This is a genomic window from Streptomyces profundus, assembly GCF_020740535.1.
Taxonomy (GTDB): Bacteria; Actinomycetota; Actinomycetes; order Streptomycetales; family Streptomycetaceae; genus Streptomyces; species Streptomyces profundus.
Window position 1 is genome coordinate 6,296,720 of sequence record NZ_CP082362.1, and the last position, 25,150, is coordinate 6,321,869.

The 25,150-nt window shown below is 71.9% G+C and carries 6 protein-coding genes and 1 riboswitch; of the genes, 3 read left to right on the forward strand and 3 right to left on the reverse strand.

Annotation, left to right across the window (positions count from 1 at the left end; translation table 11 throughout):
* Genes K4G22_RS27230 through K4G22_RS27240 form a run of 3 tightly spaced genes read right to left on the reverse strand, consistent with a single transcriptional unit; the run spans nt 1 to nt 5,419 of the window.
* Nucleotides 1-1,158: an energy-coupling factor transporter transmembrane component T gene (locus K4G22_RS27230; protein WP_228083103.1), complete on the reverse strand. Its 1,158-nt coding sequence runs from the start codon at nt 1,156-1,158 to the stop codon at nt 1-3.
* On the reverse strand, nt 1,155-2,234 hold the full coding sequence (locus K4G22_RS27235; protein ID WP_228083104.1) for a hypothetical protein: 1,080 nt from the start codon (nt 2,232-2,234) through the stop codon (nt 1,155-1,157). The genes K4G22_RS27230 and K4G22_RS27235 overlap by 4 nt, the downstream gene beginning before the upstream one ends.
* Nucleotides 2,231-5,419 (reverse strand): MSCRAMM family adhesin SdrC, encoded by a 3,189-nt coding sequence (locus tag K4G22_RS27240; RefSeq protein WP_228083105.1) that lies wholly within the window; start codon nt 5,417-5,419, stop codon nt 2,231-2,233. Before K4G22_RS27240 ends, K4G22_RS27235 begins: the two co-directional genes overlap by 4 nt.
* A 128-nt stretch (nt 5,420-5,547) precedes the next feature.
* A riboswitch (adenosylcobalamin (AdoCbl) riboswitch) is annotated at nt 5,548-5,689 on the reverse strand.
* A gap of 1,217 nt (nt 5,690-6,906) precedes the next feature.
* Between K4G22_RS27240 and K4G22_RS27245 the strand changes: the two genes are divergently transcribed.
* From K4G22_RS27245 to K4G22_RS27255, 3 genes are all read left to right on the forward strand, one after another.
* Nucleotides 6,907-9,909 carry a helix-turn-helix transcriptional regulator gene (locus K4G22_RS27245; RefSeq protein WP_228083106.1) on the forward strand — a complete coding sequence of 1,001 codons (3,003 nt, stop codon included), beginning with the start codon at nt 6,907-6,909 and terminating at the stop codon, nt 9,907-9,909.
* A gap of 33 nt (nt 9,910-9,942) precedes the next feature.
* Entirely contained in the window at nt 9,943-10,158 is a 216-nt protein-coding gene (locus K4G22_RS27250; protein WP_228083107.1) for a DUF5988 family protein, read from the forward strand.
* A 155-nt stretch (nt 10,159-10,313) separates the two neighbouring features.
* Entirely contained in the window at nt 10,314-25,100 is a 14,787-nt protein-coding gene (locus K4G22_RS27255) for a type I polyketide synthase (protein ID WP_228083108.1), read from the forward strand.
* Nucleotides 25,101-25,150 lie beyond the last annotated feature (50 nt).

Genomic DNA, 25,150 nt, shown 5'->3' on the forward strand with positions numbered 1-25,150 from the left:
TCAGCGCACCTCCTCGGTCTGCTCGGTCGGCTCCGCCGCCGGGGCGGCCGAAGCGACATGGGGGGATTCGGGGGGCGGGGAGAGGAAGGCAGGCAGCACCCCCAGCAGCACCCCGACCAGCGGCGGCCAGGACAGCATCGGCCAGTCCAGGTTGATCAGCGACGGGTTGAGGTTCGTCGGATCGACGCTCGACGTGGCGAACAGCATCACCGCCACCGCGACCCCGCTCGCCGCCACCACCAGCTCGGGCAGCCGCCACCGGTCCGGCCGATACCTGGTGCGCGGCACCCGCGCCCCCGCCAACCTGAAGCCGACCAGCGCCACCAGCAGGCTCGGCACCAGCACCGGCGTCGCCAGGAAGCGTGGCGTGGTCCCGTCCAACGTGGCGTAGACCCCCACACAGACGCCCAACAGGCCGACGATCATCAACAACCCGGTCAGCAGCCGCGCCCGCGTCGCGACCTTCCCCGCGCGACCGTAGCCACGGGAGTCCATCGACGCCGCCAGCCGCAGCGAACGGTCCAACGCGTCGGCCAGCACGGGGATGACGATCGCCCGCAGCCCGTTCATCCGGCGCTCGCCGCCGCCCCCGCGCAACCTCCGCGCCCGCCGCACCCGTTGCACGCTCTCCGCCAGCTGCGGAAACACGGAGAGGGCGATCACCACGGCCGTCCCCACCTCGTACAGCGCCGGCGGCATCGCCTTCAGCAGCCGCTTCGGGTTGGCCAACGCGTTGGCCGCGCCCAGACAGATCACCATCGTCGCCAGCCGCAGCCCGTCATAGAACCCACCCAGCAGCGACTCGGCCGACACGTCGCCGAAGAGCCGGATCCCCGCCGCCCAGGCCGGCAGCGGGATCTCCGGCAGCCGCAGCACGATCGTCGACCCCTCGGCACCGCCGAACACCAGCCGAAAGAACACCCGGATCAGCACGATCGCCAGACCGAGCCACAGATACATCCGGAACGCCATCGCCCAGGGCGCGTCCGACCTGCGGGACACCACCACATGGCAGGCGATGGCCACCACCGTCAGCAGCAGCCACGGATTGGTCGTCCGGCTCGCGGCCACCGCGAGCCCCAACGCCCACACCCACCAGGCGGCCGGATGCAGGTCCCGGGGCAGGAAGTACGTGGTGAACGCCGCCCGGCGGATCATGCTTCGCGCACTCGCCTACGGCGTCGGGCGGTCAGCCAGCTCGCCGCGACAAGCAGCAGCAGCGCCCCCCCGGCCACCCAGGGCGCGGCCGAACTCGCCCCGGACTGCTCCCTGATGACGTCGTTGACATCCGACGCCTCCTCGCCGCCGGTGAACGTCACGTTCTGCTCGGGATCGGGCGGCGTGGACGGATCAGCGCTCGGCCGGGGCACGGGCGGCGGCAGCGCGCCGTCCTCGCCGTCCGCGCCCTCCTCGTCCGCCGACTCGTCCTGATCCCCGGCCTCGCCGCCGTCTCCACCGCCGTTCCCGGTCTCGTTCCCGTTCCCGGGGGTGCCACCGCCGTTGCCGCCGTTGTCTCCGTCGCCGCCCGACGTGCCGCCGTCGGTGCCGTCCGGGCCCTGGCCCACGCCCGGGGCCTGGGAGCCGGGCTGGCGCTCGTCGGGGTCGTTGGTGATCGGTCCCGGCTCGTCGGGCGCGTCGCACTCGCCGCCCTCGGTGCCCGGCCGGACCGGCGCGATCCTGGGCGTCGGATTGGAGTCGGCGGTCGCGTTCAACGAGAACGACCAGCCCTCGAAGCCACCGGGGACGAAGTCCCGGTTCTTCACACCCCACTGGCTGTACTGCCAGGCGCAGTTGTTGCCCGCGTGCCAGTACGACCAGTAGGCGGAGGCCGGCGGCGTGTCGACGCACGCCTCCCGATAGCCCTCGTTGTCCTCGATCGGGATCTCCTCGACCGCCGAGGGCCGGTTCTCGATGCGGCAGACGAACGACTCACCCCACCGCTGCACCCCGGCGATCTGGAACCCCGCGCCCTTCAGCGCGTCAAGCCCGGTGCCCCGGGTACCCGAGGGATAGCAGCGCACGATGGTGGTCCCGCCCAGCTCCTGGAAGTCGATCACCACCGTCACGCCGGTGCCGTTCTCGCAGAACCCCGGCTGCCCCTTGCTGTGGTCGATGGCCCGCGCCGCCGGCGCGGGCCCCAGCAGCGCCGCGAACAGCACGGCCACCGCCATCAGCCCCAGCAGCCTCGCCCAGGGCACGTTCGGAAGGGCCTTCACGTTCGGGAGGGACGTCACGCTGCCACCGCCTTGCGTGTCTTGATCCGGTTGATGAGATGACGCACCGCGAAGAGCAGCGCCACGGCGACGGCGAACCCGCCGGCCACAAGACCGGAGATCGTCCAGGCCGACAGGCCGTCGTCGGCCGCCCCCGCGCCGGGCCGGCCGTCGCCCGACCGGTCGGCCGCGTCCACGGCGGCGGAACCGCCCGTTGTCACGGGGGAGTCGGGGGCGCTGGTCCAGGAGGCGCCGGCCACGCCAGGGGCCACGGCGATGCTGGTCGGCAGCTCGCTCTCCGCGCCGGGCTCCGGCGCGATGCCGCCGTCCTCGCCGAGCAGGCCGCCCAACGAGCGCGCGGTGTCCGAGACATCGATCCCGGCCGCCTGCCGAGCGCCGGCGAGGGCGGCGCTCAGCACGATGTCGGCCTCGCCGTCGTCGCCCACGACCAGGCCGTCGGCGCCGGGCGCGGCGTTCAACGCCGCGACGGCCGCGGCGAGGGCCTCGCCGCGCTCGGGCGTGACCTCGCCCCCGCCGTCCGGCGCGTGGCCGGCCAGGGCCTCGACCGCCAGGGCGGTGGCGAACGGGTCGCCCTCGCCCTCGCCTTCGCCTTCGTCGGCGTCGGCGTCGGCGGTCAGGGTTTCGGGGAAGGTCCCGTCGCCGCGCTGCGCCTCGACCAGCACGGCGAGCGGCGCCGCGTTCGCGGAGCCGCCGTCGGCGGTGGTCGCGAGCGTGGCCCAGGCGTGCCGGCGGGTCCCGTCGGAGGGGTCGGCATAGGTTCCGACGTCGACGAACCGCCCGTCCTCCGTCCGCAACGCGGCCAACTGGTCGCTGAGTTCCTGCGCGGTGTCCTGCGCGGTGTCCTGCGCGGACGGCGCTCCGCCGCCACTGCCGGCGTCCGCCACGTTCCCGGCGGAGCCGGACCCCTCGGCGTCACCGGTCGCCCCGTCGCTGTCGCTGTCGCCGCCGGCGGGGCCGGACGTGTCGGCTGTGTCGCCATCGGCGGAGCCGGAGCCCTCCGGGTCGCCGCTGTCGCCGGCTTCGCCGTTGCTGCCAGTGCTGGACCCGTTGGTGTGACCGCTCGCAGCGTTGCTGCCGCCGTCGGTATCGCCGTTCCCGGCGGTGCCGGATCCCTCGGCGTCACCGTGGGCGCTGGCCGGGCCGTCGCCGCGGGAGGCGGTATCCGCCGCGTTCCCGGCGGAGCCGGAGCCTTCGGCGTGACCGGTCGCCCCGTCGCTGCCGCCGCCGTTGCCGGCGGGGCCGGACGTGTCGGCTGTGTCGCCGTCGGCGGAGCCCGAGCCCTCCGGGTCGCCGTTGTCGCCGGCTTCGCCGTTGCTGCCGCCGTCGGCATCGCCGTTCCCAGCGGTGCCGGATCCCTCGGCGTCGCCGTTGTCGCTGGCCGGGCCGTCGCCGCCGGAGGCGTCGTCGCTGCTACCACCGCCGGAGGCGTCCTCGGCGTCGCCGTTGGCGCTTCGGTTCAGGAAGCCGGCGATGAGGCGGAGTTTGGCGAGGGGTTCGGCGTAGGCGGCGTCGGACTCCTCGTAGGGGGCGCCGTGGGCGTAGGCCGCGATCGCCTCCGGGGTCAGCAGGAACTCCGTGGCGCGGGCGACCGCTTCGGGCTGTTCGTCGAGGGTGCGCAGCGCCAGCACCAGGTCAGCGGTGGCGTCGTAGTCGACGTAGGTCTCGCCGTCCTGGACGATCTCGACGTGGTCGCCGTTGGACAGCTGCCCCGCCAGGTAGGCGCCGAGGCGGCCGGCCGGGGTGTCGGAGCCTGGTTCGGCCGCGTTCTCCTCGGGGACCACGACCTCGCCGCCGTCCGTACCGGGGGGCGGGGGAGGGGGACGGTCGCCGTCCGGCCAGCCGCCAGGCTCGTCCGTGCGGCCGGCGCCGCGTTCGCCGCCGTCCGAAGTGCCGTCGCCGCCACGGGAGTCGCCGGGGTCGTCGGCGGGGTCGCGCGGGGTCTCGCCGGACGGCGGGGGTGACGGCGGCGGGTCCTCGCCGTCGCCTGGGCCGGGGTTCGGGGGTGGGGTCAGGCCCCGGGTCAGCTCGTGGAAGCCGGTCCCGGCGAGGCCGAGGGACGCCTGCGCGGTGGCCCGGATCCAGGTGTCGGTGCCGACCATGCCGCCGGTGCGGGCCGCCTGGTAGTCCTCGGGGGTGTAGGCGATGGCGCCGATCTGGTCGGCGAGCGCGTTGTCCGCGTCGGAGTCGGCGTTGACCTGTGCCGCGCGCAGGTAGTCCCGTCCTCGGGTCACCGATCCGCCGGCGCCGCCGGCGTCGGCGAGTGCCTGGACGATGAGGCCCGTGCTGTTGGTGTTGGGCGCCTCGGTGCTGACGCCGCCACCCCAACCGCCGTTGTCCGCCTGGTTGGTGCGCAGCCACTCCACGGTGCGGCCGATGGGCTCGTCGAGCCCGGCGGCGCCGGCGGCGCGGGCGGCCAGCATCGCGGAGAGGGCGAGGCCCGTCGTGTCGCCGTCCGGCGCGGACTGGCCGAACTCCCTGCCCTCGTCGCAGGTGGAGAGCTTCTGCCCGCGTTCGTTGACGTGGTCGCCGGTCTCGTCGGTGGGGATGTAGCCGAAGAAGACGCGGAAGTAGCCCTCGGAGCACTGCTGGCTGAGCAGCCGGTCGATGGCCAGCTGGTCGTTCTCGCCGACGCCGGCGAGGCCGATGACGGCCAGCGACTGGCCGAACATGTTGGCGTTGTTGCTGACGAAGCCGGCGAAGTCCGGGTTCTTGGAGTAGTCGCTGATCCGGCCCTTGTCCGGGCCCGAGCGCATGATCGCGTCGCGGGTCTCGGCGACCATGTCGTAGCCGCCGAAGTCGCGCGGGTCGCGGTCGGCGACCTCGGCCGCCACCAGGACCTTGGCCGCGGCGCCGCCGACGATGATGGCGTCGTAGCCCTGGCCGGGCACCAGGCCGTCCCAGGTGAAGTAGTCGCTGGCGTGCCGCTGGTCGTCCAGATGGTCGACGATCGGGTCGGCCAACGCGCCGTCCCCCGAGGCGTGCAGCGCGAACAGGGTGTCGATCATCAGCCCGTAGTCGGGCAGCGTGCCGCCCAGCGGGTTGCGGAGGGTGCCGTCGTCGTCGAGTTGGTCGGCCAGCCATCGGCCGCTGCTGCTCGCCGCTGCCCCGTCGTTCGACGCGTGGGCGGTAGGGGCGGCGGATCCGCCGGTGAGGACCAGCCCGACCAGCAGGAAGGTGGTCAGCAACGCGACCAGATGCCTGGGGGGCCTGGGGAGCCGGGGAACCGGTCTCCCCGACGTGTCAACCGACCGCGACATCTCTTCCATCCCCCATCTCTTGCGAGAAGACGAGGGGAACGGCGCGGGAGGCCGGATGTCACCCCCCTGTTTTCGCGACAGCGGTCCGACGAACCCCCCATGCGGTAACCCGACTCGCCACGTCGTCGTGGCCCACGGTTGCGCGACAGTGCCGGACTTGGACCGGCTTCCCCGTCATGGGAGGTGATATGGAGTTCTCTTCACACGAACTGAACAAGCGTAGCAGCCGCCCTCCGGGGAGCGGTGGTTCGCTGCCCGGCGTCCGGGAGGCGGCGCCTCCCGGGGTGTGGCGGCCGGGCCCTCCCGCTGTCCCGCCCGCGATCCGATGTTCGCGGCGGCGAACATTCGTGCGATCGTCCGGTGTCCCCCCGGCCTCCCGGGCGTCGACGGGCAAAAGACGTCGGGGAGTTGATGTAATGTGAGCACATAGTGGGCCATGGGTCGTCCGCTGCCGTCCGGTTCCCAGTCGTCGCGAATTATTAATCTTCGTGCAGTAGACTGCGCGCTTTCCCGGATTGTTGCTGTGGTATGGAGCCCCGTCGAGGGCCCATCCTCTTTGTTTCGTTCGCCGGTTGCCAATACACGTGCGAACACGTTGTGATTCGGACATTGTTCCCGGGGGCGGCACGCCGTGGTTATGGTGGTCGCTGACCCACCGTCGGACGTTGATCTTCGCGTGCCTTAACGCCGGGGACGGTAGCGGATGTGACCTCCTTTTCCCGCCGTTCCTCGGTGCGCCCGTTTCGGGGGCGCGGTCGCCTGTGCGCCGGCGGGTTCGGAGTGCTGGGGGCGCGGGCCGAAGCGGACGCCGGCCGGTCTGCGCCGGCGTGCGATCGGCGTACGCCCGGGCGCGGTTGGCGCGGAACGTCCCGAAGGTCTCCGGTCCGTGATCGCGAAGGTCGCGGGCCCGCGGGGGCGGCCGGAGGCGTCGCGCCGCGGTCGGCCCGACGCGCGCCCCGAGGGCACTTCACGGAGAAAGCGGAACGCGTCCTCGCGTATCCAGGGAATGTCCATATTGGTCCGCAGAGTCGGTTGAAATCTGACATCGAGGGAAAAATAATCCCGCATATCGCGGATTGGTGTTACATGAATGTGACGAGCTTCATGCTGGGCCCTCGTTGCGCCTGTCGGGCTTGCCTGGCGTTTACCTGCTCTGAGAGGATCACTTCAAATTCCTTGAAGGACCGAGCAGTTGACCACTGCTGCGGGTCGGCCTGATCCGCGTCTTTCTCAAGATCCTTCGAGTCGAATCCGTCTACACCGTAGATAAAGCTGTCAGGGGGCCAGCCGGATGATCGCTGTGGGTTCATTGACTTGCAATCCAAGTGCATGGAGTGCCGCAGTAGCAGTTGCAAAACTTTTGTGCAGATCTTATTCATGCGCCGTCCAGAGGTATGAAGGGGCGGTGGCGCGTGATGTCTGACGGTACCGCTTCCGAGTATCGCGACCTCATCGAACGTCAGGGGCAGTCCCGCGTCCTTTCCGACGCGTTGACCGCCTGCCGCACGCGGCGATCCGGGGGACTCGTCCTCGTCGAGGGCGGGTTCGGCACCGGCAAGTCCACGCTGTTGCGACGCGTGCGTTCGCAGGCCCAGTATCAGGGCTTCACCGTGCTGCGGGCCCGTGGCAACGTCGAGGAGAGCGCCTTCTCCTACGGGGTGGCGCGGCAACTCGTGGAACCCCTGCTGGACCAGGCCGTCTCCCGGGACGACGACACCGCGTTGTCAGGAGCCATGACCGCCGCGGTCCACCTCCTCGGCTGGGAGAAGTACGGCCGGGGAACGGAGGAGGAGACCCTCCTCCCCCTCGGGCTCCGCGGCCTGCTGGCCGAACTCGCCAGGCGCCGCCCGCTTCTGCTGCTGGTCGACGACCTGCACTGGGCCGACGCCGCCTCGTTGCGCCTGATCCGCGCCCTGGCCACGGACCCGGGGACCCGCTCGGTCCTGTGCTGCGCCACGGCCGCACGGCCCGGCAGGGCCGACCTCACCCAGCTCACCGTGGCCTTCGAACAGGCGTCGCGGCTGAGCCGGTTGAGCCTGCCCGCCCTCAGCGAGGAGGGCGTCGGCAAGTTCCTCGACGGCGTCGTGGGGCCGGTCGACGCCGAAACCGCCCACGCCTGCTTCGAGGCCACCGGCGGCAACCCGTTCCTCCTCCACGAGCTCGTCGAGGAACTGCGCGGAGCCGGCCATGTCGAGGCGTTCTCGGCGCCGGGCCGCATCGCCCGCACGGGCACCGGCAACGTGGCGCGCTCCACCCTCACCTGGATCGAGCACGCCGCGCCGGGCCAGGCCAGGAACGCCAGCGCCGTGGCCCGCGCCCTCGCCGTCCTCCGGACGGCGAGCGACACCGCGCAACTGGCCGCCGTCGCCGACCTCGGCCCCGCCGAGACCGCCGACGCCGTCCGCGCCCTGCGGGCCCTCGGCGTGCTGGCGCCCGGCACACCCCTGCGGTTCGTCTCCCCGATGGTCCGCAACGCGCTCTACCAACAGCTGCCACAGGCGCTCCGCTACCGTCTCCACTACGCGGCGGCGGAGGCCCTGGAGGCCGCCGAGGCGGAGCCCAGGCAGGTCGCTGAGCACCTCAGATACGGGCCGCCGAGGCAGAGCGGCCGGTCGGCCATCCTGCTGGTCGCCGCCGGTGGCGCGGCGCTCGGCGAGGGCGACTACGCCTCGGCCATGGAGTTCTACCGCGCCGCCCTGCGCGAGCCGGTGCCCGAACGGGCGCTGCCCACGCTGCTGGCCGGGCTCGGCGAGGCCGAGCTGCGCAGCGGCGACACCGCCGGACTCGACCGGCTCAGGCGCGCGGCGGAGCTCACCAGGGAGCCGGACCGCAGGGCCGCGATCGCCCTCCGGCTCAGCAGCGCGCTGAGCGTCGCCGTCCGCTACGGGGAGGCGCTCGACGTGCTGCGCGCGGCCCACGAGGTCATCGGCGGCGGGCACGGCGAGCTCACCCGCCGGGTCGCCGAGGAACAGGCCAGGATCACGGAGCTGCTGCCAGCGATGCGCGCGCTCGTGACCCCCACCGCCCCGCGGGGGCAGGACCAGAGCGCCGACTCCCAGGGCGAGCGCGTCCAACGGGCCTACGAGGCGCTGATCGTCGGCCGGAGCGCCGACCAGGTCACCCGGCTCTGCCAGGAGGTGCTCACCGACCGCGTGACGGTGCACGCCGGTGACGGGGGCGCCCGCGCCCCCTGGCTCATCGCCTTCTGCCTGGTGCACTGCTGCCGCTACGCCGAGGCCAGAACGGTGCTCGACGGCGCCATCCAGCAGGTCGAGGCGCTCGGCGACCACCGCGCGCTCAGCGACCTGCGGGCCCTGCGCGCCTACGCCAACGCCAAGGGCGGCACCCTCGCCGAGGCGGAGGGCGACGCCCGCGCCGCGCTGCGCGGGAGCGCCGCCGGCCAGCCCCTCGGCCTGGGGCGGCCCTACGCCGTCCTGGCGCTGGTCTCGGTAAGTCTCGAACGCCATCAGATCGCGCTCGCCGAGCGCGCCCTCGATCGCTATGGCGCCGTCCCTGAACCCCCCTACCAGGCCGCGTTCATCCCGCTGTTGACGGCCAGGGCGCGGGTGCGGCTGGTCGGGGGCGATGTCGCCGTCGGCGTCGACGACCTGCTGAGGGCCATCCGGCTGCTCGACGAGTGGGGCGCCACCAGCCCGTCCTTCAGCCCGGCCCCGCAGGCGGTGCACGGGCTCCTCCAACTCGGCAGGCCGGACGAGGCGCGCCGCCTGGCGACCGGGTACCTCGCCGAGGCCCGTGCCTTCGGCGCCCCCGAGCTCACCGCGACGGCCCTGTGCGCCCACGCCCGCACCGTCGCGGGAACCCGTTCCATCGACTCGCTTGAGGAGGCCGTGGCGCTCCTCGACGACGCGGCCACCCCCAAGGTGCGCTGCTCGGTCCTGCTGCGACTCGGCACGGCGCTCAGGGAGTCGGGGCTGACCACCAGCGCCCGCCAACGCCTGCGCACCGCCGACGACATAGCCGAGGCCGCCGGGCTCACCGCGCTGGGGCGGAGCGCCCGTCAGGAGCTGGCCGCCATGGGCGTCCGCATCGGGGCCTCGCCCCGGACCAACGCCTCCGGGCTGACCCCCAGGGAGCGGCGCGTCGCCGAACTCGCCACCGAGGGCAAGCGGAACCAGGAGATCGCCAACATCCTCTTCGTCACCGTCAAGACCGTCGAATGGCACCTCAGCCAGGCGTACCGGAAGCTCGGCATCACCTCGCGGGCCGACCTGCCCAAGCTCACGTCGACGGCCGAGGGGGTCAAACGAGTCCAGGCTGGGGTGAGTCCCGGGGGTGGTCCCGGAGGCCGTGAGGGCCGGGCCGGCAGAGACTCAAGGCTTCCCGCACATCTGGGTGAGCCAGCCGAGAGGACTCGTCGCGGCCCCAGGACCCGGACGGTCTTCCTGACCAGGCGCTGACCCTGCCCCACTATCGATGGAGCGTGATCTTCAGTGAGCCTTCCCCATCCCAACGTGTTCCTGCGCGGGGGGCCCCTCGACGCCGCGGCGCCCCAGCGTCTCCTGCACGTTCCCGACACCCGACGGACCCTCAAGATCCCGGTCGGCCACGCCTACGAGCACTTCCAGCCCACCTCGGAGACCGTCGAACGTGAGGGCAACAGCCTCCAGGTGTTCGAGTGGAGCCGGCGGACCTACGTCGCGGAGTGACCCCGGCCCTCTGGGGTGCTAGCTGGGGTGACCCCCAGGGCCCCCGGGGGCGCCGAAACACAGAATTGCCATCAGTATCCAGCAGCCGACTGCCGTGAGCGGCGTCGGATGCTCCACTCCTGTGCCCTTTGCCTAGCTGTGGGAGCTTCCTTCCGGTGTCTGCGAACGAAGAAAAGCTACGTGATTACCTGAAGTTGGTCACCGCCGACCTCCGCCAGACCCGGCAGCAGCTCCAGGAGGCGGAGACTCGGCAACACGAGCCGATCGCCATCGTCGCGATGGCCTGTCGGTTCCCCGGAGGGGTGAACTCACCCGAGGAGCTGTGGCGCCTGATCGCCGACGGCGCCGAGGTGATCTCACCCCTCCCCGAGGACCGTGGCTGGGACCTGGAGAACCTCTACGACGCGGACCACCTGGCGCCCGGCAAGAGCTATCTGCGGGGCGGCGGGTTCCTGTCCGACGCGGCCGACTTCGACCCCGACCTGTTCGGGATCGCGCCGCGCGAGGCACTGGCCATGGACCCACAGCAACGGGTGCTGCTGGAAACCGCCTGGGAGACCTTCGAACGCGCGGGCATCCCCGTCAGGACGCTCCACGGCGACGACGTCGGCGTCTTCGTCGGGGGCGTCCCCCAGGACTACGCCCCCGCCGTCGGCGACCCGGTCGGCCACGAGGTGGAGGGGCATATCGCGGTGGGCAACACCACCAGCGTGATGTCCGGCCGGATCTCCTACACCTTCGGGCTGCGCGGACCCGCCATCTCCGTCGACACCGCCTGCTCCTCGTCGCTGGTCGCCCTGCACCTCGCCGTTCAGTCGCTGCGCAGGGGCGAGTGCTCCCTGGCGCTGGCCGGCGGCGTCACCGTCATGTCGAGCCCCGGCTGGATCGTGGACCTCAGCCGCCAGCACGGGCTCTCCCCCGACGGCCGCTGCAAGGCGTTCTCCGACGACGCCGACGGCTTCGGGCCGTCCGAGGGCGCCGGCCTGCTCCTCGTCGAGCGGCTCTCCGACGCGCGGCGCAACGGGCACCAGGTGCTCGCCGTCATCCGGGGCTCAGCCGTCAACCAGGACGGGGCCAGCAACGGCCTCACCGCGCCCAACGACGAGGCGCAGGAGGACGTCATCCGCCGCGCTCTCGCCGACGCCAGGCTGTCGGACCACGAGGTCGACGCGGTGGAGGCGCACGGCACCGGCACCAGGCTCGGCGACCCCATCGAGGCGCAGGCACTGCTCGCGACCTACGGCCGGGCCCGCCCCGCGGACCAGCCGCTGCGCCTCGGCACCGTGAAGACCAACATCGGGCACACCCAGGCCGCCGCCGGCGTCGCCGGCGTCATCAAGATGGTGCAGGCGATGCGCCACGGTGTGCTGCCGAAGACGCTGAACGTGGCCGCGCCCTCCCCGCATATCGACTGGGAGGCCGGCGCGCTTGAGCTGTTGACCGAGGCCCGCGACTGGCCCAGGGGGGAAGCTCCGCGGCGCGCGGGCGTCTCGTCCTTCGGCATCAGCGGGACCAACGCGCATCTGATTCTTGAGGACGTACCGTCCGACGACGCGGCCCCCTCGCGGGTGCCGGCCGCGCCCGTCGAGGGCGCGGCGGTGGTGCCGTGGGCCCTCTCCTCGGGGAGCGCCGACGGCGTGCGCGCGCAGGCGCGGCGGCTGCGGGACTTCCTGAACGGCCAGGGCGCCGACGCGTCCATCGCCGACGTGTCCTGGTCGCTTAGCGCCACCAGGGTCGCGCTCCCGCACCGCGCGGTCGTGATCGGGGACTCCAGGCACGAACTCCTCGCCGGGCTCGACGCGTTGGCCGGTGGCGAACCGGCCGGCCAGGTCGCGACAGGGGCGACCGGGGCCGGTTCCAACGCGGTGTTCGTGTTCCCGGGTCAGGGGGCGCAGTGGGTCGGTATGGGCCTGGAACTGGCCGAGGAGTACCCGGTGTTCGGGGAAGCGCTGCGGGAGTGTGCGGGGGCGTTGTCGCGGTGGGTGGAGTGGGATGTTGATGAGGAGTTGCGGGGTGATCTGTCGCGGGTTGATGTGGTGCAGCCGTTGTCGTGGGCGGTGATGGTGTCGCTTGGTCGGTTGTGGGAGTCGTTTGGTGTGGTGCCGGCGGCTGTGGTGGGGCATTCGCAGGGTGAGATCGCGGCGGCGGTGGTGGCTGGTGGGCTTTCGCTTGAGGATGGTGCGCGGGTGGTGGCGTTGCGGTCTCGGGTGATCGCGGGGCGGCTCGCCGGTCGTGGTGCGATGGCGTCGGTGGGTCTTTCGGTCGACGAGGTGTCGGGCTGGCTCGAAGGCGTCTCCGGTGTCTCCGTCGCGGCGGTGAATGGGCCGGAGTCGACGGTGGTGGCCGGTGATCCGGGGGTTGTTGGGGAGTTGTTGGGTCGTTGGGAGTCGGGTGGGGTGTGGGCGCGGCGGATCGCGGTGGATTATGCGTCGCATTCGGAGCATGTGGAGGGTGTGCGGGGGGAGTTGTTGGCGGAGTTGGCTGGGGTGGTGCCGGTTTCGGGGCGGGTGCCGTTTTATTCGGCGTTGACGGGTGGGTTGTTGGATATGGCGGGGTTGGATGCGGGGTATTGGTTTGAGAATTTGCGGAATGCGGTGCGGTTTGAGGATGCGACGCGTGCGGTGTTGGGGGATGGGTTTGGGACGTTTGTTGAGGTGTCGGCGCATCCGGTGTTGGGTGTGGCGTTGGGTGAGACGGCTCGGGCCGTGGGTGTGGAGATCTCCGTCGTTGGTTCCCTGCGCAGGAACGAGGGCGGCGCGCGCCGGATGCTGCTCTCCGTCGGCGAGGCGTTCGCCGCCGGACTGCCCGTGGACTGGCATGTCCAGGGAGAGCGTGTCGACCTGCCGACCTACGCCTTCCAGCGTCGGCGGTTCTGGCTGGGCGACCACGCGGCGGCCGGTGGCGGCCGGGTGGACGCGGCGGGCCTTGGTCTCTCCGGTGCGGATCACCCGTTGTTGGGTGCCTCCGTGGGGTTGGCGCAGGGCGATGAGTTCGTGTTGACGGGCCGGCTGTCGTTGGCCTCGCATGCCTGGTTGGCGGATCACGCGGTGCGTGGTGTGGTGTTGTTGCCGGGTACGGGGTTTGTGGAGTTGGCGGTGCGGGCCGGTGACCAGGTGGGTGCTGGTTCGGTCGAGGAGTTGACGCTGGAGGCGCCGTTGGTGTTCTCCGGTGAGGCGGGGGTGCGGCTTCAGGTTGTCGTGGGTGGTGTTGACGGGAGTGGGCGTCGTTCGGTGGCGGTGTATTCGCGGCCGGAGGATGTCGAGGAGTCGGAGAGCTGGGTGCGGCACGCCAGTGGTGTGCTGGGTGTCGAGGTCACCGGTGCGTCTTCCGTGGCCGAGGGGGTGTGGCCGCCCGAGGGCGCCGAGGCCCTCGAAGTCGAGGACTTCTACGCGTCGGCGGCCGAAGCGGGTTACGACTACGGCCCCGCGTTCCGGGGGCTGAGGGCCGCCTGGCGGCGTGGCGGCGAGCTCTTCGCCGAGGTGGTCCTCCCCGAGGAGCAGCGGGCCGACGCCACCAGGTTCGGCGTCCACCCCGCGCTGCTCGACGCGGCGCTCCATGTCTTCCGGTTCAGCCCCGTCAGCGGCGAGGAGGGCGAGCAGCGGCTGCCGTTCTCCTGGGAAGGGGTGTCCCTGCACGCGTCCGGCGCGACCGAACTCCGCGTGCGACTCACCGATGTGGGCACCGACGCGGTGGCCCTGGTCGCCGAGGACCCGACGGGCCAGCCCGTCATCACCGTGCCGTCCCTGGCGGTCCGCGCGATATCCGAGGAGCAGCTGCGGCAGGCCCGCGACGAGGTCTCCGACGCGCTGTTCCAGGTCGACTGGGTCCTGGCCGGGGCGGCCGACGCGCCGGACGCCGCCGAGCTCGGTCCCTGGGCGCGGATCGGCGCCCAGGAGACCGCGTACCCGGATCTGGCCGCGCTGCGCGCCGCGTTGGACGCGGACGCCTCGGTGCCCGGCATCGTGGTGTGGGACGTTCCCGCCGTCGGTGCCGACGCCGACCAGGCGACCGAGGTACGCGCCCTGCTGGTGAGGGTGCTGGGCGAGATACAGGCATGGCTGGCCGAGGACCGCCTGGCGGCCTCCCGGCTCGTGCTGCTGACCCGGGGCGCCGTCGCTGGAACCGACCCGGCGGCCACCTCGGTCTGGGGTCTGCTGCGCTCCGCGCAGAGCGAGCACCCCGACCGGTTCCTCCTGATCGACGTCGACACGGACGCCGAAAGCGCCGACGGCGCACTGGAGTCCGCGCTCGCCCGCGCCGTCGACCAGGACGAACCGCAGCTCTCGCTCCGCGCCGACGGGCTCTTCGTGCCCCGCCTCGCGCGCGCCGTGACCGCCGACGCCAACGCCCGGGAGTGGAACCCCGAGGGCACGGTGGTGGTGACGGGCGGTCTGGGCACGGTGGGGCGTCATGTGGCGCGCCATGTGGTGGTCAGTCGTGGGGTGCGTCATGTGGTGTTGACCAGCCGGCGCGGCCTGGAGGCCCCGGGGGCGGTCGAGGTGCGGGACGAGTTGGCGGCGTTGGGTGCCGAGGTGTCGGTGGTGGCGTGTGACACGGCCGAACGGGAGGCGGTGGCGGCGCTGTTGGCCGGCATTCCGGCCGACCGCCCGCTGACGGCGTTGATCCACTCGGCTGGCGTGCTGGACGACGGTGTCGTCGAGGCGCTCACCGCCGAGCAGGTGGACCGGGTGCTGCGGCCCAAGCTGGACGCGGCGCTGCATCTGGACGAGCTGACGCGCGGCATGGACCTCGCCGCCTTTGTGGTCTTCTCCTCGGCCGCCGGGGTGCTCGGCACCCCTGGGCAGGGCAACTACGCGGCGGCGAACGCCTGGTTGGACGCGTTGGCGCTGCGGCGTCGCGCGGCCGGGCTGCCGGCGGTCTCGATGGCGTGGGGCCTGTGGGCCGAGGCCAGCGGCATGACGGGCCATCTCAGCCGGGAGGACCTGGCGCGCATGGCGCGGCTCGGCGTCTCCCCGTTCACCAGCGACCAGGGCCTCGCCCTGTTCGACGCGGCGCTGGGCGCCGAGGAGGCCTTGGTCGCCCCCGTGCGTCTTGACACCCGCGCGCTGCGGGCGCGGGCGGCGGAGAACGGTGTACCGGGGATGCTCCGCGGCCTGGTGCGGGTGCCGGTGCGGCGTGCCGTAGCGGGCGCGGCTGCCGGTGAGTCGTCGCTGGTGGCGCGGCTCGCCGGGCTGTCCGATGCCCGTCGCGAGCAGGTGCTCACCGATCTGGTGCGCGAGCACACGTCCGCCGTGTTGGGCCACGCTGGTTCCGGGGCCGTCGAGGCGGGGCGCGGGTTCAAGGACCTGGGTCTCGACTCGCTGATGGCCGTCGAGCTGCGGAACCGTCTCAACGCCGCGACCGGGCTGCGCCTCTCGGCGACGGTGATCTTCGACTATCCGACGCCGGCCCGCCTCGCCGGGCTGCTCGGTGAGGAACTCGCCGACTCCGGACCGGCCAGCACGGACACCTCCGCGACGCGCGGTGCGGTCGCCATCGCGGCGGGTGTGGACGAGCCGATCGCGATCGTGGGGATGGCGTGCCGTTTCCCCGGTGGGGTCGGTTCGCCGGAGGATCTGTGGCGGTTGGTGGACGAGCGCGGCGAAGTGGTCTCCGATCCGCCGGAGTGGCGGGAGTGGGACGCGACGGGGTTCTATCACCCGGATCCCGAGCATCCGGGGACCAGCCATGTGCGCAGGGGTGGGTTCCTTGAGGAGGCGGATCGGTTCGACGCCGAGCTGTTCGGGATCTCGCCGCGTGAGGCGCTCGCGATGGATCCGCAGCAGCGGGTGCTGTTGGAGACGGCGTGGGAGGTCTTCGAGCGGGCCGGCATCGACGTGGACACGCTGCGCGGCAGCGACACCGGCGTCTTCACCGGGATCATGTCCCAGGGGTACGCCTCCCGTCTGCACGAGGTGCCGGAGGAGGTCGAGGGCTATCTGAGCACCGGCAGCGCGGGCAGCGTCGGCTCGGGTCGGCTCTCCTACAGCTTCGGTCTCGAAGGCCCAGCGGTGACGGTGGACACGGCGTGCTCCTCGTCGCTGGTGGCGCTGCATCTGGCGGTGCAGTCGCTGCGTCAGGGGGAGTGCTCCCTGGCGCTGGTCGGCGGCGTGACGGTGATGTCCGAGCCGAGTCTCTTCGTCGAGTTCGGCCGCCAGGGTGGTCTGTCCGTCGATGGTCGCTGCAAGGCGTTCGCGGATGACGCGGACGGTTTCGGTCCGTCGGAGGGCGCTGGTCTGCTGTTGGTTGAGCGGTTGTCGGACGCGCGGCGCAACGGGCACCGGGTGCTGGCGGTGGTGCGTGGTTCGGCCGTCAACCAGGATGGTGCGTCGAGTGGGTTGACGGCGCCGAACGGTCCTTCGCAGCAGCGGGTGATCCGCCAGGCGCTGGCCAACGCGCGGCTCACGCCGGGGGATGTCGACGTCGTCGAGGCACACGGCACCGGCACCCCGCTCGGCGACCCGATCGAGGCGCAGGCGTTGATGGCGACGTATGGGCGTGAGCGGGGTGAGCGTGGCCCGCTGTGGTTGGGGTCGGTGAAGTCGAACATCGGTCACACGCAGGCCGCCGCGGGTGTGGCGGGTGTGATCAAGATGGTGATGGCGATGCGGCACGGGGTGTTGCCGGGGACGCTGCATGTGGATGAGCCGTCCTCGCATATCGACTGGGACGCCGGCGCCGTGGAGCTGCTCACCGAGTCGAGGCCGTGGGCGGAGGACGGTGGGCGCCGTCGCGCCGCCGTCTCCTCCTTCGGTATCAGCGGCACCAACGCGCACGTGATCCTGGAGGCTCCGGAGCGGGCTGACGTCGAGGTGCCCGCAGTGGTCGAGGAACTGCCCGTGGATGGTTCTGGGGTGGTGCCGTTGGTGGTGTCGGGGAAGTCCGAGGGTGCGTTGCGGGGTGTGGCGGGTCGGTTGGTTGATTTTGTGGGGTCTGGTTCTGGTTCTGTGAGTGGGGTTGCGGGTGCGTTGGTGGGTGGGCGTTCGGTGTTGGACTGGCGGGGTGTGGTGGTGGCTGGGGATCGGGACGAGGCGTTGGTGGGGTTGGGTGGGTTGGCTTTGGGTGAGCCGGTGGGGTCGGTGGTTGAGGGTTCGGTGGTGGCGGGTGGTGCTCGGGTGGTGTTTGTGTTTCCGGGGCAGGGGTCTCAGTGGGTGGGGATGGCGCGGGAGTTGTGGGGTTCTTCTGAGGTGTTTCGGGGGTCGATGGTGGCGTGTGGTGAGGCGTTGAGGCCGTTTGTTGATTTTGATTTTGAGGTGGCGTTGGAGGATGAGGGGTTGTTGTCGCGGGTTGATGTGGTGCAGCCGGTGTTGTGGGCGGTGATGGTGTCGTTGGCGCGGGTGTGGGAGTCCTTCGGCGTGGTGCCTTCTGCGGTGGTGGGTCATTCGCAGGGGGAGATCGCTGCCGCTGTGGTGGCGGGTGGGTTGTCTTTGGAGGATGGTGCGCGGGTGGTGGCGTTGCGGTCGCGGTTGATCGCGGGTCGGTTGGCTGGTGGTGGGGGCATGGTGTCGGTGCCGCTGCCGGTGGAGGAGTTGGAGTTGCCCGAGGGCGTGTCCGTCGCGGCGGTGAACGGTCCGAACTCCGTGGTGGTGGCCGGTGAGGTGGCGGGCGTGGAGGCCGTGTTGGCATCCGTGGAGCGGTCTCGTCGGATCGCGGTGGACTATGCGTCGCATTCGGCGCAGGTGGAGGTGATCCGGGACGAGCTGCTGGAGGTTTTGGCTGGGGTGGAGCCGGTTTCAGGTGTGGTGCCGTTCTATTCGTCGTTGACGGGTGGGTTGTTGGATATGGCGGGGTTGGATGCGGGGTATTGGTTTGAGAATTTGCGGAATACGGTGCGGTTTGAGGATGCGACGCGTGCGTTGTTGGGTGATGGGTTGAATGTGTTGGTGGAGGTGTCGGCGCATCCGGTGTTGGGTGTGGCGTTGGGGGAGACGGTTGAGGTGGTGGGTGGTGATGCGGTGGTGACGGGGACGTTGCGTCGTGGTGAGGGTGGTTTGCGTCGGTTGTTGGTGTCGTTGGGTGAGGTGTTTGTGGCGGGGGTGTCGGTGGATTGGAGTCCGGTGGTTCCTGTGGGTGGTGGGGTGTTGGTGTCGGGTGTGGATTTGCCGACGTATGCGTTTCAGCGTGAGCGTTTTTGGTTGTCGGGGTCGGTGCGTTCGGTGGGTGGGGTGGATGAGGAGTTGTGGGGTGCGGTGGAGCGTGGTGAGTTGGATTTGGGTGCGGAGGCGGTTGCCGCGTTGCGGGTGTGGCGTGAGGGGTCTCGGGCGCGGGCTGAGGTGGATTCTTGGCGGTATGGGGTTGATTGGGTTCCGGTTTCGGTTGGGGGTGGCGGTTCGTTGTCGGGGACGTGGGTGGTTGCTGGTGCGGAGTCGGGTGAGCGGGATGTGTGGGTGGAGCGGTTGCGGGGTTGGGGTGCGGAGGTGGTGGTGAGTGGGTTGGATGTGGTGGCGAAGGTGTTTACGGAGGTGGATGCGGCGTCGGTGGTGGGTGTGGTGTCGTTGTCGGTTGATCCGTTGGAGGTGTTGGGTCTGGTTCGTGTGTTGTGGGGTGAGGTGGAGTTTGGTGGTCGGTTGTGGTTGGTGTCGCGGGGTGGGGCGTTGGGTGTGGTGGGTTCGGATGTGGGGTCGGTGTTGGAGGCGTCGCAGGTGTGGGGTTTGGGTCGGGTGGTGGGGTTGGAGCATCCGGGGGGTTGGGGTGGTTTGTTGGATGTTCCGGTGGTGGTGGATGAGTTGGTGTGGCGTGGGGTGTTGGGGGTTTTGTCGGGTGGTGCGGGTGATGAGGATCAGTTGGCGGTGCGGGGTTCGGGTGTGTTGGGGCGGCGGTTGGTGCGGCGGCCGTTGGGTGGTCGTGTGGCGGTGCGGTCCTGGCGGCCTCGGGGCACGGTCCTGGTCACCGGCGGCACCGGCGCCCTGGGAGGGCATATCGCCCGTTGGTTGGCGCGGAACGGTGCCGAGCGTCTGGTGTTGACGAGTCGGCGTGGTCGGGCGGCCGAGGGTGCGGTGGAGTTGGAGCGGGAGTTGGTCGAGGCCGGGGTCGAGGTGACGATCGCCGCGTGTGACGTGGCGGATCGGGAGGGGTTGGCCGAGGCGCTGGCCGGCCTGGACATCACCGCCGTCTTCCACACCGCGGGAGTGGGGTGGCACGTCCCCGTCGTGGAGGTGTCCTCCGAGCAGTACCTCGACACGACGGCTTCGAAGGTGCTGGGCACCCGGAATCTGCACGAGGTGCTCGGCGACTCGCTGGAAGCGTTCGTGCTCTACTCCTCGAACGCCGGGGTCTGGGGCAGCGCGGGGCAGAGCGCCTATGCGGCGGCCAACGCGTATCTCGACGCGTTCGCCGAGTGGCGCCGGTCCCAGGGGCTGGTCGCGACCTCGGTGGCCTGGGGCGCCTGGGCCGGCGACGGGCTCGCCGCCGACGATGAGACGGACGAGTTCCTGCGGCGTCGCGGTGTGCTGGGCATGGCGCCCGAGACGGCCGTCCAGGCGCTGGTGCAGGCCGTGGAGCACGACGAGACGTTTGTCGCGGTCGCCGATGTGGACTGGGAGACCTTCACTCCCACCTACACCGCGCTGCGGCGGCGTCCGCTGATCGAGGCGGTGCCGGAGGTGGCCGCGTTGCTGGCGGCGGAGGCCGAGGCGGACGGCGCGTCATCGTCGTCGCGGTCGGCGTTCGCCCAGCGGATCGAGGACAAGAGCGCCGAGGAGCGGCACCGTCTGGTGTTGGAGCTGGTGCGGGCCCAGGCCGCCGCCGTGCTGGGGCGTTCCTCGGCCGAAGGAGTCGCGCCCGGCCGTCCGTTCAAGGACTTCGGCTTCGACTCGCTCACCGCCGTCGAGCTGCGCAAACGCCTCAGCGAGGCGACCGGCGTCAAGCTCTCCAGCACCATCGTCTTCGACCACCCCACCCCTCAGGCCCTCGCCGAGCACATCCTCGACCAGGCGTTCGGCGCGGACACCCGGGTCTACTCGGCGGCTCCGATCGCCGGCGGCACCCAGGTGGACGACGAGCCGATCGCCATCGTCGGGATGGCCTGCCGCTACCCGGGCGGGATCAGCTCTCCCGAGGAGCTGTGGCAACTGGTGGTCGACGGCGGCGACGTGGTGTCCGGCTACCCCGGCAACCGAGGCTGGGACGTCGAGCGGCTCTACCACCCGGACCCGGACCACCCGGGCACCACCTATCTGCGCGAGGGCGGCTTCCTCATGGATGTCGCGGACTTCGACGCGGAGTTCTTCGGAATCTCGCCACGTGAGGCACTGGCCATCGACCCGCAGCAGCGGCTCCTCCTGGAGACCACCTGGGAGACGTTCGAACGGGCCGGAATCGTCCCCTCGTCCGTGAAGGGCAGCCCGGTCGGCGTCTTCGTCGGCGGCAGTGCCACCGGCTACGGCACCGACGGCGCCTCGGCGCCCGAGTCCGTCGAGGGCTATGCGCTGACCGGCAGCATGACCAGCATCATCTCCGGTCGTATCGCCTACACCTTCGGCCTCGAAGGGCCGGCCGTGACGGTGGACACGGCGTGCTCCTCGTCGCTGGTCGCGCTGCACCAGGCCATGCAGGCCCTGCGGTTGGGCGAGTGCACCATGGCGCTCGCCGGCGGTGTGACGGTGATGTCCTCGCTGGGCGGCATCGTGGAGTTCAGCCGGCAGCGTGGGCTGTCCCCCGACGGCAGGTGCCGGGCGTTCTCCGCCGACGCCGACGGCTTCGGCCCCTCGGAGGGCGTCGGCCTGCTGCTGGTGGAGCGGCTCTCCGACGCGCGGCGCAACGGCCACCAGGTGCTGGCGGTCGTCAGGGGCTCGGCCGTCAACCAGGACGGCGCGTCCAACGGCCTGACCGCGCCCAACGGGCCCTCGCAACAGCGGGTGATCCGGCAGTCGTTGGCCAACGCCGGGCTCGCCCCGGAGGAGATCGACGCCGTCGAGGCGCATGGCACCGGCACCCCGCTGGGCGACCCGATCGAGGCGCAGGCGCTGCTCGCCACCTATGGCGAGGACCGCCCCACCGACCGGCCGCTGTGGCTGGGCTCGGTCAAGTCCAACATCGGCCACACCTCGTCGGCCGCCGGTGCCGCCGGCATCATCAAGATGGTGATGGCGATGCGTCACGGGATGCTGCCGAAGACGCTGCACGTCAGCGAGCCGTCGCCGCATATCGACTGGGACGCCGGCTCGGTGGCGCTGCTGACCGAGGCCCGCGCGTGGCCCCGGACGGGCGAGCCCAGGCGCGCGGGTGTGTCCTCGTTCGGCATCAGCGGCACCAACGCGCATGTCATCGTCGAGGAGGCCCCCGACTGGTCGGAGGAGAGGCCAGCCGAGGCGCCGGTGACGACGCACGACGGCTCCCTTCTGCCGTGGCTGGTGTCCAGCCGGACCGAGCCTGCGCTGCGGGCGCAGGCCGGCAGGCTGGCCGGCTACGCGCGGGACCACGACGGCCAGGACACGCCGCTGGACATCGTCGGCGTCGCCGGGGCCCTGGTCTCGACGCGGGCCGCGTTGGAGCACCGTGCGGTGGTGTTGGGCGCGGATCGTGCTGAGTTGTTGGCGGGGTTGGCGGCGTTGGCCGAGGGTGATCAGGGTGGTGGGGCCGTGGTCGGCTCGGTGCGCTCCGATGCTCGTGCGGTGTTCGTGTTCCCGGGTCAGGGGGCGCAGTGGGTTGGTATGGGCCTGGAACTGGCCGAGGAGTACCCGGTGTTCGGGGACGCGCTGCGGGAGTGCGCGGCGGCGCTGTCGCGGTGGGTGGAGTGGGATGTCCATGAGGAGTTGCGGGGTGATCTGTCGCGGGTTGATGTGGTGCAGCCGTTGTCGTGGGCGGTGATGGTGTCGCTCGGCCGGCTGTGGGAGTCGTTCGGAGTCACGCCGGCCGCTGTGGTCGGGCACTCCCAGGGTGAGATCGCGGCGGCCGTGGTGGCCGGTGGACTCTCCCTTGAGGATGGTGCGCGGGTGGTGGCGCTGCGCTCCCGGGTGATCGCGGGCCGGCTCGCCGGTCGTGGTGCGATGGCGTCGGTGGGCCTTTCGGTCGACGAGGTGTCGGGTTGGCTCGAAGGCGTCTCCGGTGTCTCCGTCGCGGCGGTGAACAGCCCCGAGTCGACGGTGGTGGCCGGTGATCCGGCGGCCGTCGAGGAGCTGCTCGGCCGCTGGGAGGCGAGCGGCGTGTGGGCCCGGCGGATCGCCGTGGACTACGCGTCGCACTCCGCCCATGTCGACAGCGTCCGGGAGGAGTTGACGGAGGTCCTGGCGGGCATCGAACCCCGCTCCGGCACCATCCCGTTCCACTCCACCGTCACCGGTGAACTCCTGGACACCGCCTCCCTCGACGCCGAGTACTGGGTGCGCAACCTGCGGGGAACCGTCAACTTCCAGCAGACGGTCGCCGATCTCGCGCGGCGCGGCCACGGGCTCTTCGTCGAGGCCAGCCCCCACCCGGTGCTCACCCTCGCGGTGGAGGACACGGCCAGGGCGGCCGGCGGGGACGCCGCGGCCGTGGGCTCGCTCCGACGCGGGGAGGGCGGCGGCGCCCAGTTCCTCAGGTCGCTGGCGCTCGCCTGGGTCAACGGGGCCTCCGTCGCCTGGACGTCCCTGCTGCCTGAGTCGGGCGCCCCGCTGCCGACCGACCTGCCGACGTACTCCTTCCAGCAGCAGCGCTACTGGCTCGGCGACACCGCCACACCGGGCGCCGGCACGCGGGGCGCCGCGCACGGCGGCGCCGTGTCGACGGACGAGAACGAACGCCACTTCTGGCAGGTCGTGGAGTCGGGCGACCTCGGCTCCCTCAGCGAACTCCTCGACGTGGACGGCGATCTGCCGCTCCAGGAGGCGCTGCCGGCCCTGTCGGACTGGCGCCGCCGGGCCCAGGAGCGCTCCCGGACCGACGCTTTGCGCTACCAGGAGACCTGGGAGCCGCTGGGCGGCGCGACCGGCGGCGCCCTGGCCGGGACCTGGCTGGCCGTGCTGCCGCCCGAGTCCGACCCGGGCGCGGGACACGCGCGGGCCCAGGCCGTCGCCGACACCCTCGCCAGGGCGGGCGCCGACGTCCGGCGCCTGACGGTGGACGCCACCACGGACGACCGCGCGAGCGTCACCGCCACCCTGGAGCGGGCCCTGGCCGATGGCCAGGCCCCCGCCGGCGTCCTGTCGCTGCTCGCGCTCGACGGCCGCCCGCACCCCAAGCACGCCGGGCTGGTCGCCGGAGTCGCCGGCACCCTCCTGCTGACCCAGGCCGCCGCCGACGTCGGCGAGCGCCTGGCCGGGGCCCGCCTCTGGGCCCTCACCCAGGGGGCGGTCGCCGTCACCGACGCCGATGTCGCGGAGACCGCGCCGCATGCCGCCACCAGCCCGGTGCACGCCCAGATCTGGGGGCTCGGCCGTGTGACGGCGCTGGAACACCCCATGCTGTGGGGCGGGTTGATCGACCTGATCGAGCCGGGCGCGGCCGAGGGCGTCGACCGGGGCGACTGGGTGGCACCCGGCCTCGCCAGGGCGCTCGGCGACGAGGCAGGCGAGGACCAGTTCGCGCTGCGTCCCGGCGGCGTGTACGTCCGCCGGCTGGTGCCGGCACCGCCGGCCGAACCGGCCGGCCGGGAGTGGCGGCCCAGCGGCACCGTGCTGGTCACCGGCGGCGCGACCGGCGTCGCAGGCGAGGTGGCCCGCTGGGCCGCCCGCCAGGGAGCCGAGCATGTCGTGGTGACCGACGCCGTCGCGGGCGAGGGGCTCGACGCCTCGGGCCGTCGACTGGCCGCCGACCTCGTCGAGTTGGGGACGCGCGCCACCGTCACCGGCTGCCCGTCGGCCGACCGCGTCCAGCTTGAGTCGCTGATCGGACGACTCTCCGACGCGGGCGACACCGTGCGGGCCCTGCTGCACACCGCGGTCTCCGTCGAGCTGACCGCCGTGGCCGAGACCGAACTGTCGCAGCTGGCCGAGGCCGTCACGGCCAAGGCCGTCGCGGCCGAACACCTGGAGTCCGTCCTCGACGAGGACGCGCTGGAGGCCGTCGTCTACTTCTCGTCGGTCACCGCGATCTGGGGCACCGGCGACCACGGCGCCTACGCCGCCGCCAACGCGCACCTGGACGCGCTCGCCCGGCGCCGCCGCGCCGCCGGCAGGACGGCAACCTCCGTGGCCTGGGCCGTGTGGGACGTCTTCACCGAGGAGGACCGGGACAACCCGGCGCTGACCCACGGGCTGCGCCAGGCGCGGGGCAACGGCATGCCGCCGCTGAAGCCGGAGCTCGCCCTGGCCGCCCTCCAACAGGCGCTTGACCACGGCACGGAGGCCGTGACGGTGGCGGACGTCGACTGGGAACGGTTCGTGCCCACCTTCACCCTGCTGCGCCCCAGCCGGCTGATCGAGGGCGTGCCGCAGGCCAGGGAGGCGCTGGCGGCGGCCGATGAGTCCGAGGCGGTGGACGAGTCCGCGGGAGACGCGCTCCGCGAGCGGCTCACCGGCCTCTCCGCCGAGGACCAGCAGCACGAGCTGACCCGGATGGTGTGCGCGCACGCCAGCTCCGTCCTCGGACACGGCCGGCAGGACGCCGTCGGCCCACAGCGCGCGTTCCGGGACATCGGCATCGAGTCGATGACCGCGATCGAGCTGCGGAACCGGCTGAACCGGGAGACCGGCCTCAGCCTGCCGTCGACACTCGTCTTCGAGTACCCGAACCCGACCGTGCTCGCCGAGCATCTGCGGGGCGAGATCCTGCGGGACGGCGCGCTGACGGTCGCCACCCTCCACACCGAACTCGACCGGATGGATCTCGATCCGTCCGAGGTCACGTCGAGCGAGGCGGAACGGCAGCAGATCGTGCGGCGCCTGGAGCGGATTCTCGCCAAGTGGAGCGGCACGGCCGACGCGAAGTCCGGCGAGAGCCAGACGGTCGCCGAGGACTTCGCCTCCGCCTCGGACGACGAAATGTTCGAATTCCTGCACAACGAGCTGGGAAAGCCGAGCTGATCGGCCCCTCGCGTCGGTAGAGACGCGCCGGCGACCTCTTACGTTATCTC

What these genes read in the sequence shown, in the direction of transcription:
- K4G22_RS27230 (WP_228083103.1), bottom strand. Translation starts at nt 1,158, where the DNA reads ATGATCCGCCGGGCGGCGTTCACCACGTACTTCCTGCCCCGGGACCTG.
- K4G22_RS27245 (WP_228083106.1), top strand. Translation starts at nt 6,907, where the DNA reads ATGTCTGACGGTACCGCTTCCGAGTATCGCGACCTCATCGAACGTCAG.